We start from the raw sequence: 17,750 nt of genomic DNA on the forward strand, positions 1-17,750 counted from the left end.
ACGCATGACCCGGGTGATCGCCGGGGCGGCGGGCGGTCGACGACTGAGCACACCGCCGGGCGAGGGCACCCGGCCGACCTCGGACCGGGCCCGTGAGGGACTGTTCTCCACCCTCCAGTCGCTGCGCGGCAACCTGCACGGCGCGCGGGTGCTCGACCTGTTCGCGGGCTCCGGCGCGGTCGGCCTGGAGGCGCTGTCCCGGGGCGCGGCGCGGGTGCTCCTGGTCGAGTCCGACCCCCGCGCGGCGGGCACGATCCGGGCGAACATCCGGCTCGTCGCGCTGCCCGGCGCGGAACTGCGCCCGGCCCGCGCGGAGAAGACCGCCGCCGTGCCCTGCCCGGACGAGCCGTACGACGTGGTCTTCCTCGATCCGCCGTACGCGGTCACCGACGAGGACGTGCGCGCGCTGCTCGGCGCGCTGGCCGAGCACGGCTGGCTGGCCGAGGAGGCGCTGATCGTGGTCGAACGTGCCACGCGCGGGGGGCCATTCGCGTGGCCCGCCGAATTCGCCGAGATCAGATCCCGTCGCTACGGCGAGGGAACGCTCTGGTACGGTCGCGCCGCGCAAGCCTGACCAGGCGGGCGGGCCATCGGGTCCGGACCCGTCGGCACCCGATTTCGAGGGGAACCTCCGTTGCGTCGAGTCGTCTGCCCCGGTTCGTTCGACCCGGTCACCAACGGTCATCTGGACATCATCGGACGGGCCTCGAGCCTGTACGACGAGGTCTACGTGGCGATCGGCTTCAATCGCGCCAAGCGCTCCGGCCTGTTCACCATCGAGGAGCGCATCGAGATGCTCCACGAGGTGGTCGATCAGTACAAGAACGTCAAGGTCGAGGCGTTCGAGGGGTTGCTGGTCAACTTCTGTCAGGAGCGCGGAATCCCGGCGATCATCAAGGGTCTGCGCGCGGTCACCGACTTCGACTACGAGTTGCAGATGGCGCAGATGAACTACGGTCTTACCGAGGTGGAGACGTTGTTCGTGGCGACGAACCCCCTCTACAGCTTTCTGTCGTCGAGTCTCATCAAAGAGGTCGCGACGTACGGAGGCGACGTGTCCGGCCTGGTGCCGGAGACGGTGCTACGTCGGCTCACCGAGCGGCTCGCGCAGGGCTGACGCGGCACGTGCCTCGTCGCCGGGCCGACCGCCCGCGGCGAGTCGGTCCGTCACGCGATGCCGGCGAACACGACGGCTACCGTCGGTTTGAGGAGAGAGAGCAAGCCCGTGGACGTGCAGCCCAAGCTCGATGAACTGATCGCACTGGTGGAGAACGCCCGCTCGATGCCGATGTCGGCGTCGTGCGTGGTCAACCGTGCGGACGTGGTGGCCCGGCTCGAGGAACTCAAGAACCTGCTGCCCGAGGAGTTCGACCACGCGCGCCGGGTGCTCGGCGACCGCGAGTCGGTGATCGAGGAGGGCCGCCGCGAGGCCGAGCGGGTGTTGGCCACCGCCCGGGAGGAGCGCGGCTCGCTGATCGCGGACACCGAGGTGGCCCGCGAGGCGTACGGCGAGGCCGACCGGATCCTGTCCGAGGCCCGGCGCGAGGCCCAGCGCATCCGCGAGGAGGCCGACGACTACGTCGACCAGAAGCTGGCCAACTTCGAGGTCGTGCTGACCAAGACGCTCGGCGCGATCGGTCGCGGCCGGGACAAGATGCGCGGTCGCCGCCCGTCCGACGAACTCGGCGAGTACATGCAGGCGCAGGAGTTGGCCGACGCGCAGGCCAAGGGCCGGCCGGGCAGCCTCCAGGCGCAGCTCGACGGGCACGAGGAGACGTTCGCCGCTCAGCCCGCTCAGCCCGCTCAGCCCGACTACCCGCCCGCGCCGCCCGCCGCGCCGACCGTGCCCGCGCAGGCCGGCCCCTACGGTGGTCAGCACGGCTACGGCCAGGACGCCTACGGGCAGCCCGCCTACGCGCAGGGCACCGGACCGGACACCGGATACGCCGGCGGTTACGAGGGCCAGTACGACATGCCGCAGTACGACCAGCACGGGCAACAGCAGCCGTACGCCGCGCAGCACGACCCGGCGAGCACGGGGCAGCAGCAGGCCTACGACCCGCAGGCCCAGTACGCGCAGTCGCTGGACGAGACCAGCTTCTTCGACACGAGTCTGATCGACGTCCGCCAGTTCCAGCAGGACGGCGGGCGCTAGGCCCAGTCCGGCGACGGGCACCGCCGTTCGCGGCGCCCGCTCGCGGCGTCCGGTCGGTCCGGGCGTCGCGGGAATCGCCGCTTGATCGTCCCGCTCGAATGGCCCCGTTTGGGGCCTGGCGCGCGGGCTGCGATACTCTTACGGACCGACCCTGCCCGAGGCGTGTTTTTCGCGTGCCCCGAGGGTCGGCACCCTGACCATTCGAGCCCCCCGTCATCCCGGGGGGTGGCACTGCATGAGGTAGGACGTCCTGGACCGCTTGGATCACCGCAAACCACTCGTCGTCGACACACGCGAGCTGGGGCGTCGGCCTGGATCCATGCTGAAGGTGTCCCGCTCCGTGCCGGCCCCGAAGGACATGGGTGTGGCAGATGTGATCGGCGCGCCCGAAGGTGCCCCCATCCAGCTGGGTGTCCGGCTGGAAGCGGTCATGGAGGGTGTGCTGGTCACCGGCGTCGCGCAGGTGCCGCTGACCGGTGAGTGCGTCCGGTGCCTGGAACCGCTCGAGCGTGAGCTCACGGTGCGTTTCCAGGAGCTGTACGTCTACCCGGACGCGGAAGCCGACGAGGACGCCTTCCGGCTCACGGACGACTTGTTCGACCTGGAGCCGGTGCTGCGGGACGCGACGGTGCTCGCACTGCCGCTCTCGCCGCTGTGCCGGGAGGACTGCCCGGGCCTGTGCTCCGAATGCGGAGCGCTGCTCGCGGAGGACCCCGACCACAGTCACGAGCTCGCCGACCCCCGGTGGGCGAAGTTGACCAACATCTTCGACGGACCTTCCGCCGAAGCCGACGTTGACGGCGCGTCCAGCGCCGACGAGAACCAGGAGAAGTAGCCGTGGCTGTTCCGAAGCGGAAGATGTCGCGCAGCAACACCCGGCACCGCCGGAGCCAGTGGAAGGCCACTGCCGCCAACCTGGTGACCTGCGAGCGCTGCCGTGAGCCGAAGCTGTCGCACATCGCGTGCCCGAGCTGCGGCACCTACAACCGCCGCCAGGTCCTCGACGTCTGATCAGGCCGGTGGTCGTTCCGGTGACGGAATCACTCGCGCAATACGCGGATCTGGAAGGGCGGCTGGGCTGGTCGCTCGACGCCGCCCTTCTGGAACGCGCCCTCACCCATCGCTCGTACGCGTACGAGCACGGCGGGCTCCCGACCAACGAGCGCCTGGAATTCCTGGGCGACTCGGTACTCGGCCTCGTCGTCACCGACACGCTGTACCGCAGGCACCCCGACCTGCCCGAGGGCCAGCTCGCGAAGTTGCGGGCCGCGGTCGTCAACTCGCGCGCCCTCGCGGGCGTCAGTCGACGACTGGACCTGGGCGCCTTCATCCGGCTCGGCCGAGGTGAAGTGGGCACGGGTGGGCGAGACAAGTCCTCGATCCTCGCGGACACGCTCGAAGCCATCCTCGGTGCGGTGTACCTGGACCAGGGTCTCGACGCGGCGACCGAGCTGATCCACCGGTTGTTCGATCCACTGATCGAGCAGTCGGCGAATCTCGGCGCGGGCCTGGACTGGAAGACCAGCCTCCAGGAGCAGACCGCCGCGGCGGGTATCGGAGTCCCCGAGTACGTGGTCTCCGAGACCGGTCCCGACCACGAGAAGACCTTCACCGCACTGGCCCGGGTCGCGGGTGTCGACTACGGCACCGGTGTCGGGCGGAGCAAGAAGGAGGCGGAGCAGCAGGCCGCCGAAAGCGCTTGGCACTCGATCCGCGCCAAGTACGGAGACGGTTCCGGCACGCCGCCGGCCGCCACCGCGTAGTCTCCGAGCCAATGCCTGCCGATAGGTAAGTTCGAACCGGTCGCCGACCTCACGGTCGCCCGGCACGATCTCACCTACCGGCAGGCATTTTCGCATTCTCGGATCCGGCCCGGGCCGGCGTCCGTGTCGTGTCCCGTGCGTTCGTGTTCTCTCCAGTCGTGTCGTCTCCGGTTGTGCCGTCCCCAGGGGGAGTGCAAGGTGCCCGAACTGCCCGAGGTCGAGGTCGTCCGTCGCGGACTGGAGAAGTGGGTGGTGGGTCGCACCATCGCACACGTCGAGGTCACCCACGAGCGCGCCGTCCGGCGCCACCCGGCGGGCCTGGTGGACTTCGCCGACGCGCTCGCCGGTGCCCGGGTGCACGCCGCCCGCCGACGCGGGAAGTACCTGTGGCTGCCGCTGGTGGCGCCCGGTGCCGAGGCGCCCGAGGACGCGCTGCTCGCACACCTGGGGATGAGCGGCCAACTCCTGGTCCAGCCGCCCGAGGCACCCCGGGAGAAGCACCTGCACGTGCGGTTCGCCTTCACCGACGGCGGGCTCGAGTTGCGCTTCGTCGACCAGCGCACCTTCGGCGGGCTCGCGGTCGAGCGCGGCGGCGCCGAACTGCCGCCCTCGATGGCGCACATCGCCCGCGACCCGCTGGATCCGCTGTTCGACGACGCGCTCTTCCACGCGGCGCTGCGCCGGCGCAACACCGAGGTCAAACGCGCACTCCTGGACCAGACCCTGGTCAGCGGGATCGGCAACATCTACGCCGACGAGGCGCTGTGGCGCTCCCGGCTGCACGGTGCCCGGCAGACCGGGAAACTCACCCTCGCGCAGACCACGCTGCTGCTCACGTCCGCGCGGGACGTGATGACCGACGCGTTGGCGGCGGGTGGTACCTCGTTCGACAGCCTGTACGTCAACGTGAACGGCGAGAGCGGCTACTTCTCGCGCGGCCTGGACGCCTACGGCCGCGAGGGCGAGCCGTGCAACCGGTGCGCGACGCCGATCGGGCGGATCTCGTTCATGAATCGCAGCAGTTACTTCTGTCCGACCTGTCAGCGGACGCCACGCAAGGCGACGGTCGGGGCGTAGGCACCGGAACCCAGGGAGCGCGTGTCATGGGATTCAACGGGGACATCGTCGTCGTGCGTGGGGCGCGGCCGTTGTCCGAGTTCGCGCCGCACGTGGACACGGCGGCGCACCCGGCCCGGACGATGTGGGAGTCGTCGGACGGCTGGACCGCGACCCACGTGCGGCACGAGGACGACCCGTACGCCTTCGAGCGGCCGTGGTTGGAGGCGTTGGCGGCCAAGGCGGACTCGCCGGTGTTGGTGTGCTGGGTCTTCGAGACGCACGTCGCGCACGTCCAGGGGATGAGCGAGGCGGGCGCGTGGGAGGCGTGGCTGAATCCGGGGGAGGCGGCGGCGCATCTGGCGATGGGCCGACTCGAGGTGGAGGCGGCCCGGGCCGGCGCGGAGGTCTTCGACGACGACGGCGAGTTGCGTCGGCCCGAGCGCTATGCCCGACTGCGCGACGAGGTGGGCGAGGTGCTGGACCGGGCCCGCCCGAAGGTGGTCGCGGCGGCGGTGCGCTGGGCGCGGGCGGCGGGTCGGGCGGCCGGCGAACAGGCGGTCGACCTCGTGCTCGCCCGCAACCAGGGCGAATCCGGGTTGTACGTGTTCGGCCTGCTCGCGGACCGGCTCGGGGTGGGTCCGCGCTGAGGCGCTCGGCCGGCTCGGCTCGCGCCGAGGCCCGGCCCGGGTCCGCCCGGGCCGGGCCGTCGGGTCAGCGGCCGAACTCCTGGGTCCACCAGGGGCCGTTGGCGCCTTCCTTGATGCCGACCCCGAGCTTGGTCAGGCCGCAGTCGAGGATGTTGCGGCGGTGGCCGGGACTGTTCATCCAGGCGCGCATCACGGCGTCGGCGGTCTTTTGGCCGCGCGCTATGTTCTCCGCGCCCAGGTAGCTCACGCCGGCCTTCTCGGCGCGGTCCCACGGGGTGAGCCCCTCGGGTGTGTTGTGGTCGAAGTAGTCGCGGGCGGCCATGTCGGCGCTGTGCGCACGGGCCAGCGCGACCAGCTTGGCGTCGTTCTTGACCGGACCGCAGCCCGCGCTCGCCCGCTCCTCGTTGACCGCCGCGAGCACCTTGTCCTCGGGGCCGCTGGATGGGGTCGGGGTGCTCGTGCTCGGGGTGGGGGCGGGCTTGCTCGGCGAGGCGGTCGCGCTCGGGGTGCCGGCCGCGCTCGTGGTCGGTGCGCTCGGCACCGCGCTCGCGGAGGGCGTGGGGTCGGCGCTCGCGCCGGGCAGCGCGGTGCGGCCGGTGGTCGCCGCGCCCGGGAGCAGGCTTCGGGACGCTCCGTCGCCGGTGCGGTCGGCTCCGGCGGCGCCCGACGGGCCGGACCCGTCGGCGCCGTGCCCGGGCAACGGCTTGTCGGCACCGGCGACCCGGTTGCCGGAGGACTCGCCGGCCCGATCCGAGACGACCAGGCCGGCCACCGTCCCGCCGAGCGCGAGAAGGGCCAACAGGGCGAGCAGGGGGGCGACGCGTCGACGTCGGGCCCTCGCGCGTCGTCGACGCGGGCGGGCCGGGGTCGAGGAGGTGCGGCTGTGCCGGGCCATGGAGGGTTGAGTCACCTTCCGGCAGGGGATATCAGTTCACCCGAACGGGTGTCGTGCCGGAGTGACTCTAGGGCACGGCCGTCCGGAGTTGGCGGACAACCGGAATCTTCTTGACGGTGGAGGTCGAAAGATGATCTCGTACACCCAGCACGACAGCCGTCACCCCAGTCCGCGGTCGAACCGCGTTTGATCGGGTGAAGGTCTCGTTATCGTGCCGTTATGATATTGACCTCCTGCGTTTTTGGTGCGACGCTGGAAGCCCGCGCACCCTATCAGGAGCCTTGCGGCCGGGTGCCACATTTAGACCCGCGAATCTGCGTGGTCATTCATTTTCAGCGTGGAGGACCCTCTCATGGCGAAGGCGCTTCTCGGTTACGTCGGTGGCCCCGATCCCCGACTGCTCGCCGAGAATCGACGGCTCCAGCAGCGTGTTCGTGACCTGGAAACGGAACTCGTCCGTGCCCAGGAGCGTAACGACGCGCTCAACGCCGCCGCTTCGGACGAGCTGCTTGCCGGCTTCGACGTATCCGCGGCGGCGGAACCCGCGCTTTCGCGAGCGTAGGTCCGCGCAAGCGATAACCAGGGACGCCTTCCGGCGTCCCTTTGTCGTTTCCGGAGGTGTTCTCGAACCGCAGTGCGCCCCGAACCCGGTCCGAGAAGCCGGTTGTGTCTGCGAACCCGATGTCTGAGCGACTCGCTCTCCCGGGGTCCCGCGCGACCCCTGTGGCACGCGCCACCATCCGCGCGCCCGGTACCTCGGTCTTCCCCCTGTGCCCGTCCCCGCCATGCCCCCTTGCGCCCACCCACTCGCTTCCAGCGGTTGATACCCCCATCCGGGGCACCCGACACGCCGTGGAAGGGACCGACCGGACGAATCGCCCGAGTGCCCCCGACTACTCTTTCGTCGCGTGCACCTGAAGAGTCTGACACTGCGTGGCTTCAAGTCCTTCGCGTCTGCGACGACGCTGCGCTTCGAGCCGGGGATCACGTGCGTCGTCGGGCCCAACGGCTCCGGCAAGTCGAACGTGGTCGACGCGTTGTCGTGGGTGATGGGCGAGCAGGGCGCCAAGACGTTGCGCGGCGGCAAGATGGAGGACGTCATCTTCGCCGGCACCGCCGGTCGACCGCCGCTCGGGCGCGCCGAGGTGAGCCTGACCATCGACAACGCGGACGGCGCGCTGCCCATCGACTACTCCGAAGTCACCATCACCCGACGGATGTTCCGCAACGGCGGATCCGAGTACGAGATCAACGGCAGCACCTGTCGCCTCCTGGACATCCAGGAACTGCTCTCCGACTCCGGTATCGGCCGGGAGATGCACGTGATCGTCGGCCAGGGGCGGCTCGACTCGGTGCTCCAGGCCGACCCGACCGGCCGACGGGCGTTCATCGAGGAGGCCGCGGGCGTACTCAAGCACCGTAAGCGCAAGGAGAAGGCGCTGCGGAAGCTGGACGCGATGCAGGCCAACCTGAACCGGGTGCAGGACCTGACCAACGAACTGCGCAGGCAGCTCAAGCCGCTCGGACGGCAGGCCCAGGTGGCCCGGCGGGCGGCGGCGATCCAGGCCGATCTGCGGGACGCGCGGCTGCGGCTGCTCGCCGACGACCTCGTGGGGCTCAAGCGAGCGCTGGCCGAGGAGGTCGCGGACGAGGCCGCGTTGCGCGAGCGGCGGACCGCGGTGGAGCGCGAACTCGGGGCGGTCCAGGTACGCGAGGCGCACCTGGAGACCGAGATGCGGTCGATGGCGCCGCGGCTGGCCCGGGCCCAGGAGACCTGGTACGCGCTGTCCGCACAGGCCGAACGCGTGCGCGGGACGGCCGGGCTGGCGCGGCAGCGGGTCAAGCACGCGACCTCGGCGCCCGCCGACGAGCGGCGCGGGCGCGACCCGGAGGAGATGGAGCGCGAGGCGGAGCGGATCCGCGGGCAGGAGGCGGAACTCGCCGCCGCGCTCGAGTCCGCGCAGGTCGAGCTGGCCGAGACGGTGGAGCGGCGCGGCGAGTTGGAGCGCGCCCTGGTCGAGGAGGAGCGCCGGCTCAAGGAGGTCGCCCGGGCGCTGGCGGACCGCCGCGAGGGGTTGGCCCGGCTGGTCGGCCGGGTCGGCGCCGCGCGCAGCCGGGTGGCCGCGGCGGAGGCCGAGATCGGTCGGCTGGTCGGCTCCCGGGACGAGGCACACGAGCGCGCGGCGGCCGCGCAGGAGGAGTACGAGCTGCTCCGGCTCGGGGTCGAGGGCGCTCCGCAGGACGGCGGCGGGTCCGCACTCGCCGTGATCGAGGCCCGGTTGGGCACGGCCGAGGAGGCGCTGGCCGAGGCCGAGGAGACGTTGACGGCCACCCGCGACGCGGAGAAGGAGGCCGAGCGGGAGCGCTCGGCGGTCACCGCGCGCAAGGAGGCGCTGGAGTTGGGGCTTCGGCGCAAGGACGGTACGGGCGCGCTGCTCGCGGCGGGGGACCGGTTGTCCGGCGTGCTGGGCACGGTGGCCGCGCTGGTCACCGTCGAGTACGGCGCCGAGCAGGCGGTCGCGGCGGCGCTGGGCGCGGCCTCGGACGCGATCGCGGTGACCGGTGTGCAGCCGGCCGTGGAGGCGTTGCGGCTGCTGCGCAAGGACGACGCGGGCCGGGCCGCTCTGCTGCTCGGCGGGGTCGCGGAGGCGGGGTCGGCGGCCGGGGGTCCGGCGCGGTGGCCGGCACTGCCGGCGGGCGCGGTGTACGCGGCGCGTCTGGTGTCCGTACCGGAGCAGTTGCGCGGAGCGGTGGCCGGGCTACTCGATCGGGTCGCGGTCGTCGAGGACCTCGCCGCCGCCGCGGACCTGGTGCGGGCGCTGCCCGGGGTGCGGGCGGTCACCCGGACGGGTGATCTGGTCGGCGAGGGCTTCGCGCACGGCGGGTCGGCGAGCGCGCCGAGCCTGCTGGAGGTGCAGGCGGCGGTGGACGAGGCGGCCGAGCGGCTGGCCGAGCTGACCGGGCGGTGCGCGCGGCTGGGCGACGCGCTGGCGGATGCGGTGGCGACCCGGCGCGAGGCGGCTGCCGCGGTCGAGCGGATCACGGCACAACGACGCGAGGCGGAGCACAAGGCCGCCGCGGCGGCGCAGCAGTTGGGCCGGCTCGGCGGCCAGGCCCGGGCGGCGGCCGGCGAGGCGGAGCGGCTGGCGGGCGCAGTGGCCGAGGCCGAGGCGGCGCGGGCCCAGGAGGAGTTCAAGGTCGAGGAACTGTCGGCGCGGCTGGAGGCGGCCGAGGAGTACAACGCGGCCGAGGGCGACGAGGAGCCGGACACCGCCGAGCGGGACCGGCTCGCGGGCGGTGCGAGTGCCGCGCGGCAGGCCGAGATGGAGGCCCGGCTCGCGGTGCGCACGCACGAGGAGCGGGTGCGTTCGCTGGCCGGGCGGGCCGACGCGCTGGATCGGGGCGCGCGGGCCGAGCGCGAGGCGCGGGCGAGCGCCGCCCGGCGGCGGGAGCGGATGGCGGTGGAGGCGCGGGTCGCGGGCGCGGTGCTCGCGGGCACGGACGTACTGCTGCGCCACGTCGACGCCTCGTTGGCGCGCGCGGGGGCGGAGCGCGACGCGGCGGAGGGCGCCCGGGCCGCGCACGAGGCGGAGCTGGCCCGCGAGCGCGGCAGGTCCCGCGCCTTCGCCGCCGAGTTGGAGAAGCTGACCGACTCGGTGCACCGGGACGAGATGCTGCGCGCGGAGAAGCGGCTGCGGGTCGAGCAGTTGGAGGCCAGGTCGCTGGAGGAGCACGGGATCGAGGCCGAGGGCCTGTTGGCCGAGTACGGCCCGGACCAACTTGTGCCGCCGTCGCCGCCGGCCGAGGGCGAGGAGCGCGACCCGGACTCGCCCGAGGCGCTGCCGCGGCCCTACGTCCGGGCCGAGCAGGAGAAGCGGCTGCGCGCGGCGGAGAAGGCGCATGTGCAACTGGGCAAGGTGAACCCGCTCGCGTTGGAGGAGTTCGCCGCCCTGGAGGAGCGACACAACTTCCTGACCGAGCAGTTGGAGGATCTGAAGAACACCCGCCGCGACCTGATGACGGTGGTCAAGGAGGTGGACGAGCGGGTCGAACAGGTCTTCACGGCGGCGTACCACGACACGGCGCGCGAGTTCGTGGGCGTGTTCGCCCGGCTGTTCCCCGGCGGCGAGGGCCGGCTGATCCTGACCGATCCGGACGACATGCTGAGCACCGGCATCGAGGTGGAGGCCCGGCCGCCGGGCAAGAAGGTCAAGCGGCTGTCGCTGCTCTCCGGCGGTGAGCGCTCGCTGACCGCGGTGGCCCTGCTGGTGGCGATCTTCAAGGCCCGGCCCAGTCCGTTCTACGTGATGGACGAGGTCGAGGCGGCGCTGGACGACATGAACCTCCAGCGGCTGATCGGGATCTTCGCGGAGCTGCGGGAGAGTTCGCAGCTCATCGTGATCACCCACCAGAAGCGCACGATGGAGGTCGCGGACGCGCTGTACGGCGTCTCGATGCGTGGCGACGGGGTGACCACGGTGATCAGCCAGCGGCTGCGGCAGGAGGACCGGCGGGTCGCGTCCGAGCACGCGGAGCCGATGAGCGGGGTCGCCGCGAGCGGGTGAACACGAACGGCGGCCACACCCCGGTCGAGTCGAGGGTGTGACCGCCGCCGTGTGCGGGGCGCCGGGCTACTCGGCCGGCACGTTGCGCGGCATCACCTTGTCGTTGAACAGTTGCAGGCTGGCCCAGCCCGCGTCGATCGGCAGGCCGCCGACCAGCGGGTGCAGGATCAGCGCGTCGGTCAGGCCGCCGGCCTGGCCGATCTCGACGCACTCGTCGGGGGTGAGGCAGCAGTAGATGCCCTCCTCGCGCAGTGCGGCGACCGTGGTGGCCGAGGACTCGACCACCGACGCTATGTCGGGGGTCTGCCAGCCTGCGTACGTGGTGGCCTCGTGCAGGAAGTACTCGCCGTACTCCGCCCATGCCTTGTCCGGATCCTCGGTGCAGAAGATCATCCGGGTCTTGACCGGGGGCAGGATCGCGAAGCCGCCCTCGAAGCCCTCCTCGGCGGCGAGCTCGTAGTAGTACTGCTCGAGCTCCGGGATCGGCGCCGCGGCGTAGAACGGCAGGCGCAGTCGCACCGCGCGGCGTACGGACGCCTTGGCGGTGCCGCCGACCATGACCATCGGGTGCGGGTCGGTGAACGGCTTCGGGGTGACCCGGACGGTGGTGCCGCGGTACTCGAACGGCTCTCCGGTCCACGCCTTGAGCAGCGTCTCCAGCACCTCGTCCTGGATCTTCCCGCGCCGCTTCCAGTCCTTGCCCAGCGCCGCGTACTCCTCGGGCCGATAGCCCAGGCCGGCGACCAGGGAGAGTCGGCCGCCGCTGATGTTGTCCAGGACCGCGATGTCCTCGGCCAGCCGGATCGGGTCGTACAGCGGGGCGAGCAGTGCGCAGACGATCACGCCGATCCGCTCGGTGGCGCCGAAGATCGCGCCCGCGGTGCTCAGCGGGGAGGGGCTCCACGCGTTGTCCGCGCCGTGGTGCTCCTCGAGGCTGATCATGTCGAACCCGTTCTTGTCCGCGAAGGCCGCCATCTCGACGGTGGCCCGATAACGCGCGGACATCTCCTGCCGGTCGAGACCGGGGAGGACCTGGTTGAACCGCAGATTCGTGACAGCCATGGAGCGTGAACACCTTCCGGGTCGAGCCGAAGCCGTCTCGGACACGTGTCATCTGCCGGACGGTGCTTGGCTCTGGCAAGCTATCTGACGCAGTGTCAGGATTCAACGGTCTTCCGGTCACGGCCGGGCGGCCGGACGCGGACCCGCCGGGAGCGGCCGGTCGCGGTTCGGCGCCGGGTGGTCTGGGAGACTGGAGGTCCTATGGAGACTGTGATCCTGATCGTCGTCATTGCCCTCGTCGTCCTCGGCGCCGCCGGCTGGTTCGTGGTCGGCTCGCGCCGCAAGGGCGCGCCGCCTGCGCCGCCGCGCACACCGGTCGAGCCGGGTGTCGGCGACGAGGCCGCCCCGCCCGTCGAAGCGCCCCGGCGCACCGTCGACACGGTCGATCTGCCGGAGACGTCGGTCGTCGTGCCGGCCGAGCCGGAACTCGTTCCGCTGGAGGTGCCCGAGCCGACGGCCGGGCGGCTGGTCCGGCTGCGCGCCCGGTTGGCCCGCTCGCAGAGCACGCTCGGCAAGGGCCTGTTGGCGCTGCTCGCGCGCGAGCACCTGGACGAGGACACCTGGGAGGAGATCGAGGACACCCTGCTGACCGCCGACGTCGGCGTGGCGCCCACGCAGGAACTGGTCGAGCGCCTGCGTACCCGGGTCAAGGTGCTGGGCACCCGTACGCCCGCGGAGCTGCGCGCGCTGCTGCACGAGGAACTGCTCACGCTGCTCGGCCCAGACCTGGACCGCACCCTCAAGACGGCCCGGCACACCGGCGGCGAGGGGGGCGACCGTCCGGCCGTGGTGCTCGTGGTCGGCGTCAACGGCACCGGCAAGACCACCACGACCGGCAAGCTCGCACGGGTCCTGGTCGCGGACGGCCGCAGCGTGGTGCTCGGCGCCGCGGACACCTTCCGTGCGGCCGCCGCCGACCAGTTGCAGACGTGGGGCGAGCGGGTGGGCGCCCACACGGTGCGCGGGCCGGAGGCGGGCGACCCGGCCAGTGTCGCGTTCGACGCGGTCAAGGAGGGCATCGCCGAGGGCGTGGACACGGTGCTCGTGGACACCGCCGGCCGCCTGCACACCAAGACCGGCCTGATGGACGAGCTGGGCAAGGTCAAGCGGGTGGTGGAGAAGCACGGTCCGGTCGACGAGGTGCTTCTCGTCCTGGACGCCACCACCGGTCAGAACGGTCTGGTCCAGGCCCGGGTGTTCGCCGAGGTGGTGGACATCACCGGCATCGTGCTGACCAAGCTGGACGGCACCGCCAAGGGCGGAATCGTGGTCTCGGTGCAGCGCGAGTTGGGTGTGCCGGTCAAGCTGATCGGCCTGGGCGAGGGGCCCGACGACCTGGCGCCGTTCGAGCCGTCCGCGTTCGTGGACGCGTTGATCGGCGACTGAGCGGGTTCGAGCTGCGACGCCGGGCGGGCCGACACGGCCCGTCCGGCGTTTTCGGGTCCGGACCCGGGTGGCGTCAGGACGCCAGCCACAGTCCTCGGCCGGTCGACGACGCGTCCTTGCGGTGGCACGCGTAGGCCAGCGTACCGAGCAGCAGACGGGCCTCCGGGAGCGCCGGGTCGCCGCTCTCGGGCGGGCGGATCCACTCCACCGGGCCGAGCATGCCCATCGGCGACGGCGGCGCGAACACGTAGTCGCCCTCACCGTGGCAGCGCAGGTCCAGGACGGCGTCGTCCCAACCCATCTGGTAGAGCAGGTGGGGCAGTTCGGCCGCCGCGCCGGGGGCGACCAGGAACGCGACCCGCCCGGTCGGCGTGGCCAGCACCGGGCCCAGCGGCGTGCCCATGCGCTCCAGCCGGACCAGCGCCCGGGTGCCCGCCTGGCGGGGCACGCTGATCGCGTCGAAGACCCGGCCGGTGGGGACCACGACCGTGCTGTCCGGCCACTGCGACCACAGGTAGCGCACCGCGGCCGGCGACGCGGTGGCCCGCTCCGACCAGCGCGGGTCCGCCGGGTGCATGCCGGGCGCGGCACACGTGACGCGGCCGCACGAACAGTGGGTGCCGCGTCCGTCGCGTACCAGGTGCGCACCCTGGGCCACCGGCCAGCCGCGTTCCTCCGCGAACTCGGCCACCGCCTGCCACAGTGCGGCCCGCGTACGCCGGCGCGATCCGAGCATGATGTCCATGTCCTCCCCAACGGCACTCATTACGTTTGGTTACGCTGTGACCGCAGAACGTCATCTCGACGGCTGTCGGCTCCGCGCGATATGAACAGGACCGGCAGTCGTCGTCGACGCTGTGTCGATGATCAGTCAAACGCCGGTTCCCCCCTGGCGCGTCCCGGGCGCGTGGGGTGGCGAAGCCTGGCGTTTGGCGCATCGACCGACGCCTGCGCGCGAGTTGCGAATACGTTCGGCGAACGGGCCTGCGCGTACGGTTCCCATCGGGGCCCGACGCCTGACCGGCCGGACCGCTGAGGGCATGGGGGCGATGCGGTGGCGACGACGCGAACGCGGGACGGCGGGTCCGCGGACGAACACGAGCCGGACGGCGGGCGGCAACCCAACGACCGGCTCGCCGCGTGGTTCGCCCGCAGCGGGTGGTCGAAGGGCGAGCTGGCCCGCCAGGTGAACCGGCACGCGCGGGCGATGTCGGCCCCCCACGTGAGCACCGACACCTCGCGGGTGCGCCGCTGGCTGGACGGGGAACAACCGCGCGAGCCGATACCGCAGATCCTGGCCGAGTTGTTCACCCGACGCTTCGGTCGGGTGGTCAGCATCGACGAGTTGGGCCTGCGCGAGCCGGACGAGCCGCACGGCGACTTCGGCGTGGACCTGCCCTGGACGTTCGAGACCGTGGTGGAGATCCTCGGCGAGTACACCCGCGGCGATCTGCTGCTGGGCCGACAGGAGTTCGTCGGCCCGGCGCTGCGCCTGGCGGCGGGCCGCGATCTGGTCGAACCGCTCCAGCGCTGGTCGGCGCCGCTGCCCGCGACACCGACCGCGCCGTCGATCGGTGTCGGCGACCGTTCGGGGCCGGCTCGCCCGATGCGGCTGCCGGCCGCCGCGACCGAACATCTGCGCGACTCGGTGCGGTTGTTCCGGCGCTGGGACATGCAGGGCGGCGGCGGGCTGCGGCGCAAGGCGGTGATCGGACAACTCAACGCGCTCACCGACCTGTTGCGCACCGAGCGGTCGGCCGCCGTCCGGACCCGGCTGCTCGGTCTGACCGCCGAACTCGCTTTGCTCGCCGGGTGGATGTCCTACGACACCGGCCTGCAACCGGGCGCGCAGAAGTACATGGTGCTCGCGCTGCACGCCGCGAAGGAGTGCGACGACGCGCCGTTCGGGGCCAACGTGCTCGGGGTGATGTCCCGGCAGATGATCCACTACGAGCTGCCCGAGGACGCGCTGGAATTGATCCACCTGGCCCAGTACGGCAGCCGGGACACCGGCGGAGCGGGGCTCCAGGCGATGTTGTGCGCGCTGGAGGGGCGTGCGTACGCCGCGCTGGGCGACGCGGATCGATGTAGGCGCGCGCTGGGCCTGGCCGAACAGGCGCTGGCCGACAGCCGGCCCGGGACCGAGCCGGACTGGATCCGCTACTTCGACCGGGCCGAACTGCTCGCCGAGAGCGGGCACGCGTATCGCGATCTCGCCTACACCCGACCGGCGTTCGTGACCCCGGCCGGGGAGCGGCTGGGCGAGGCCGTACGGCTGCTGCGGGGCACCGACGAGTTCGTCCGCAGCCTCGCGCTCGCCCGGGTGGGGCTGGCCACGGTGTTCCTGATCGAGAACGACCCGCCGGCCGCGGTCGAGCAGGCCGGCGCGGCGCTGGAGATCGCCTCCCGGGTGCGCTCCGAGCGGCTGATCGTGCGGTTGCGGCGCACCGTCGAGGCACTGGCCGGGCGCTTCCCGAGCGATCCCGCGGTGCGCGACCTGGCCGCCCGGGTGGCCCGCGAGCTGCCCGAGGCGCCGTTCCCCACCGCGTGACGCGCGTCGGCCCCCGCCCGCGCGAGGCGGACGGGGGCCGAACGGCGGGGAGGCGGGACTACTTCAGCCCGACCCGGTCCATGAAGAAGACGCCGGTGTTGTACTGCGCGACACCGGTGACCTTCTTGTTGAACAGGACCCCGATCGAGGACTCGGCGTACGTCCACACCGGCAGGTCGGCGGACATCGCCTTCTGCAGTTCCGAGTAGGCCTTCTTGCGGATGGTCGGGTCGGTCGAGTTGCGGCCGGTCACCAGGGCCGCGTCCACCGCCGGGTTGTTCCAGCCGATGAAGTTGGTCGGGCTCTTGGAGAACCAGTTGTTGAAGGCCAGCGGCTCGGGGTCGACCAGCCACTGCTGGAAGAGCATCGCCTGGAAGTCGCGGCGGAACGCGTACTTCTCGATGTAGGCGCCGATCTCCAGCGGTTCCAGCTTCATCGAGACGTTCTTGTACTCGGCGAGCTGGGTCTGCATCCACTCGGCGACCTTGACCGAGGACGGGTTCTGCGGCAGCAGGTAGTTGAACTCGACCTTCTTGCCGTCGCGTTCGAGCTCGTCGAAGAGCTGCTTGGCCTTGGCCTTGTCGGGCGCGGCCTGCGCGCTCGCCGCGTCGTAGAACGGCGACTTCTGGGCGAAGTAGCCCTTCGCGGGCACGTAGCCGTTGGCGAGGGTCTTGGGGATGCCGGCCGGGTCCAGGGCGAGGGTGATCGCCTGCCGTGCCCGCGGGTCGTCGAACGGCGGCTTGGTCATGTTGAACTGGATCATCTGGCCGCCGTCGACCGAGCGCTGGACGACGCCGATCGCCTTCTCCGCCTGCGCGATGGTGGCGTTGTCGGAGCTCACGAAGATGTCCGCGCCGCCGCTGTTGACGGTGTTGTACTGCTGCTTGACGTCCGGCACGTTCTTGATGGTCAGCTTGTCCAGCTTGGGCAGACCCTTGTCCTTCTGCCAGTAGTTCTCGTTCTTGACGTAGACCTGCTGGCTGCCGCGGGTCCAGCTCTCCAGCTTGAACGGGCCGGCGCCGACCGGCTTGTTGCGGTACTCGTCCGGACCCTTGGCCAGCGACGCGGGCGACGCGATGTAGGTCAGGTCGATCGCGATCGCGCGGTCCAGGTTGGCGTTCGGCATGCCCAGCGGGGTGATCTCCAGCGTGGTCTCGTCGACCACCTTGCTGGTCAGCCCGGCGGCTATCTGGCGGTGCTGGGACTGGGTCTCCGCCTTCGCGTGCATGTCCCAGTTGAACTTGACCGCCTCGGCGTTCAACGGCGTGTTGTCGGAGAACACGACCCCCGGCCGGAGCTTGAGCTGCCAGGTCTTGCCGTTGTCCGAGGTGGCCAGGCTCGCACCGAGGTGCGGCTTGACCGAGTTGTCCGCCGCGTCGATGTAGAACAGCGGGTCGTACAGTGCCGCCAGGCGCGGCTCGTCCGCCACCGCGACGGACGCGGCCTTGAACGGGTCGAGCGAGGCGGAGTCCTGGACGGCCAGCATGGTCATGCTGCCGCCGGACTTGGCCTCGCCCTGGACGGTCGACTGTTTGCCGCCCGAGGAGCCGGAGTCGTCCGATCCGCCACACGCGGTGGCCGTGATACCGAGGACCACCATCATCGAGACGAGAGCCGTGCGACGTGCGGTCGTGCGTCGTGCAGACAACGTTCTTGCCACCTCCGCC

The 17,750-nt window shown here is 71.8% G+C and carries 16 protein-coding genes; 12 read left to right on the plus strand and 4 right to left on the minus strand.

Annotation, left to right across the window (positions count from 1 at the left end; translation table 11 throughout):
* Positions 1 to 4: 4 nt before the first annotated feature.
* The 8 genes from rsmD to ACIRL2_RS07565 all read left to right on the plus strand — a co-directional run bounded on the left by rsmD (position 5) and on the right by ACIRL2_RS07565 (position 5,624).
* The gene (gene rsmD / locus ACIRL2_RS07530) at positions 5 to 574 is read left to right on the plus strand and encodes a 16S rRNA (guanine(966)-N(2))-methyltransferase RsmD (protein WP_395872618.1); all 570 of its coding nucleotides are present in this window, start codon (positions 5 to 7) and stop codon (positions 572 to 574) included.
* Positions 575 to 634: 60 nt separating this feature from the next.
* Positions 635 to 1,117: a pantetheine-phosphate adenylyltransferase gene (gene coaD / locus ACIRL2_RS07535; protein ID WP_395872620.1), complete on the plus strand. Its 483-nt coding sequence runs from the start codon at positions 635 to 637 to the stop codon at positions 1,115 to 1,117.
* Positions 1,118 to 1,225: 108 nt separating this feature from the next.
* The gene (locus ACIRL2_RS07540; RefSeq protein WP_402230778.1) at positions 1,226 to 2,155 is read left to right on the plus strand and encodes a cell division initiation protein; all 930 of its coding nucleotides are present in this window, start codon (positions 1,226 to 1,228) and stop codon (positions 2,153 to 2,155) included.
* Positions 2,156 to 2,474: 319 nt separating this feature from the next.
* Positions 2,475 to 2,990, plus strand: coding sequence for a YceD family protein (locus tag ACIRL2_RS07545; protein WP_395872624.1), 516 nt, complete (start codon positions 2,475 to 2,477; stop codon positions 2,988 to 2,990).
* A 2-nt stretch (positions 2,991 to 2,992) separates the two neighbouring features.
* Complete coding sequence (gene rpmF, locus ACIRL2_RS07550) at positions 2,993 to 3,166, plus strand: 50S ribosomal protein L32 (RefSeq protein WP_026218805.1); 174 nt, start codon at positions 2,993 to 2,995, stop codon at positions 3,164 to 3,166.
* Between the two features lie 8 nt (positions 3,167 to 3,174).
* Positions 3,175 to 3,918: a ribonuclease III gene (gene rnc / locus ACIRL2_RS07555; protein ID WP_395872626.1), complete on the plus strand. Its 744-nt coding sequence runs from the start codon at positions 3,175 to 3,177 to the stop codon at positions 3,916 to 3,918.
* A gap of 198 nt (positions 3,919 to 4,116) precedes the next feature.
* Positions 4,117 to 4,995 carry a bifunctional DNA-formamidopyrimidine glycosylase/DNA-(apurinic or apyrimidinic site) lyase gene (gene mutM / locus ACIRL2_RS07560; RefSeq protein WP_402230781.1) on the plus strand — a complete coding sequence of 293 codons (879 nt, stop codon included), beginning with the start codon at positions 4,117 to 4,119 and terminating at the stop codon, positions 4,993 to 4,995.
* Positions 4,996 to 5,021: 26 nt separating this feature from the next.
* Positions 5,022 to 5,624, plus strand: coding sequence for a hypothetical protein (locus tag ACIRL2_RS07565; RefSeq protein ID WP_395872630.1), 603 nt, complete (start codon positions 5,022 to 5,024; stop codon positions 5,622 to 5,624).
* A 64-nt stretch (positions 5,625 to 5,688) separates the two neighbouring features.
* Here ACIRL2_RS07565 and ACIRL2_RS07570 read toward each other — a convergent pair whose 3' ends face one another.
* The gene (locus ACIRL2_RS07570) at positions 5,689 to 6,519 is read right to left on the minus strand and encodes a CAP domain-containing protein (RefSeq protein ID WP_395872632.1); all 831 of its coding nucleotides are present in this window, start codon (positions 6,517 to 6,519) and stop codon (positions 5,689 to 5,691) included.
* A gap of 352 nt (positions 6,520 to 6,871) precedes the next feature.
* Between ACIRL2_RS07570 and ACIRL2_RS07575 the strand changes: the two genes are divergently transcribed.
* Positions 6,872 to 7,081 (plus strand): hypothetical protein, encoded by a 210-nt coding sequence (locus ACIRL2_RS07575; RefSeq protein WP_395872634.1) that lies wholly within the window; start codon positions 6,872 to 6,874, stop codon positions 7,079 to 7,081.
* Positions 7,082 to 7,427: 346 nt separating this feature from the next.
* Complete coding sequence (gene smc, locus ACIRL2_RS07580; RefSeq protein WP_402230785.1) at positions 7,428 to 11,084, plus strand: chromosome segregation protein SMC; 3,657 nt, start codon at positions 7,428 to 7,430, stop codon at positions 11,082 to 11,084.
* A gap of 66 nt (positions 11,085 to 11,150) precedes the next feature.
* Here the strand turns inward: smc and ACIRL2_RS07585 are convergent, their stop codons facing one another.
* A complete protein-coding gene (locus tag ACIRL2_RS07585; RefSeq protein WP_395872638.1) occupies positions 11,151 to 12,146 on the minus strand; it encodes an LLM class flavin-dependent oxidoreductase in 996 nt (331 codons plus the stop codon).
* A gap of 201 nt (positions 12,147 to 12,347) precedes the next feature.
* Between ACIRL2_RS07585 and ftsY the strand changes: the two genes are divergently transcribed.
* Positions 12,348 to 13,532 carry a signal recognition particle-docking protein FtsY gene (gene ftsY, locus ACIRL2_RS07590; RefSeq protein ID WP_395872640.1) on the plus strand — a complete coding sequence of 395 codons (1,185 nt, stop codon included), beginning with the start codon at positions 12,348 to 12,350 and terminating at the stop codon, positions 13,530 to 13,532.
* A gap of 73 nt (positions 13,533 to 13,605) precedes the next feature.
* Here ftsY and ACIRL2_RS07595 read toward each other — a convergent pair whose 3' ends face one another.
* On the minus strand, positions 13,606 to 14,298 hold the full coding sequence (locus tag ACIRL2_RS07595) for a bifunctional DNA primase/polymerase (RefSeq protein ID WP_395872642.1): 693 nt from the start codon (positions 14,296 to 14,298) through the stop codon (positions 13,606 to 13,608).
* A 288-nt stretch (positions 14,299 to 14,586) separates the two neighbouring features.
* On the opposite strand from ACIRL2_RS07595, the gene ACIRL2_RS07600 reads away from it, so the two are divergent.
* A complete protein-coding gene (locus tag ACIRL2_RS07600; protein ID WP_402230789.1) occupies positions 14,587 to 16,083 on the plus strand; it encodes a hypothetical protein in 1,497 nt (498 codons plus the stop codon).
* Between the two features lie 58 nt (positions 16,084 to 16,141).
* Here the strand turns inward: ACIRL2_RS07600 and ACIRL2_RS07605 are convergent, their stop codons facing one another.
* Positions 16,142 to 17,731, minus strand: coding sequence for an ABC transporter substrate-binding protein (locus tag ACIRL2_RS07605; RefSeq protein ID WP_395872646.1), 1,590 nt, complete (start codon positions 17,729 to 17,731; stop codon positions 16,142 to 16,144).
* Positions 17,732 to 17,750: the final 19 nt, after the last annotated feature.

It is taken from the genome of Embleya sp. NPDC127516, from assembly GCF_044765325.1.
GTDB lineage: Bacteria > Actinomycetota > Actinomycetes > Streptomycetales > Streptomycetaceae > Embleya.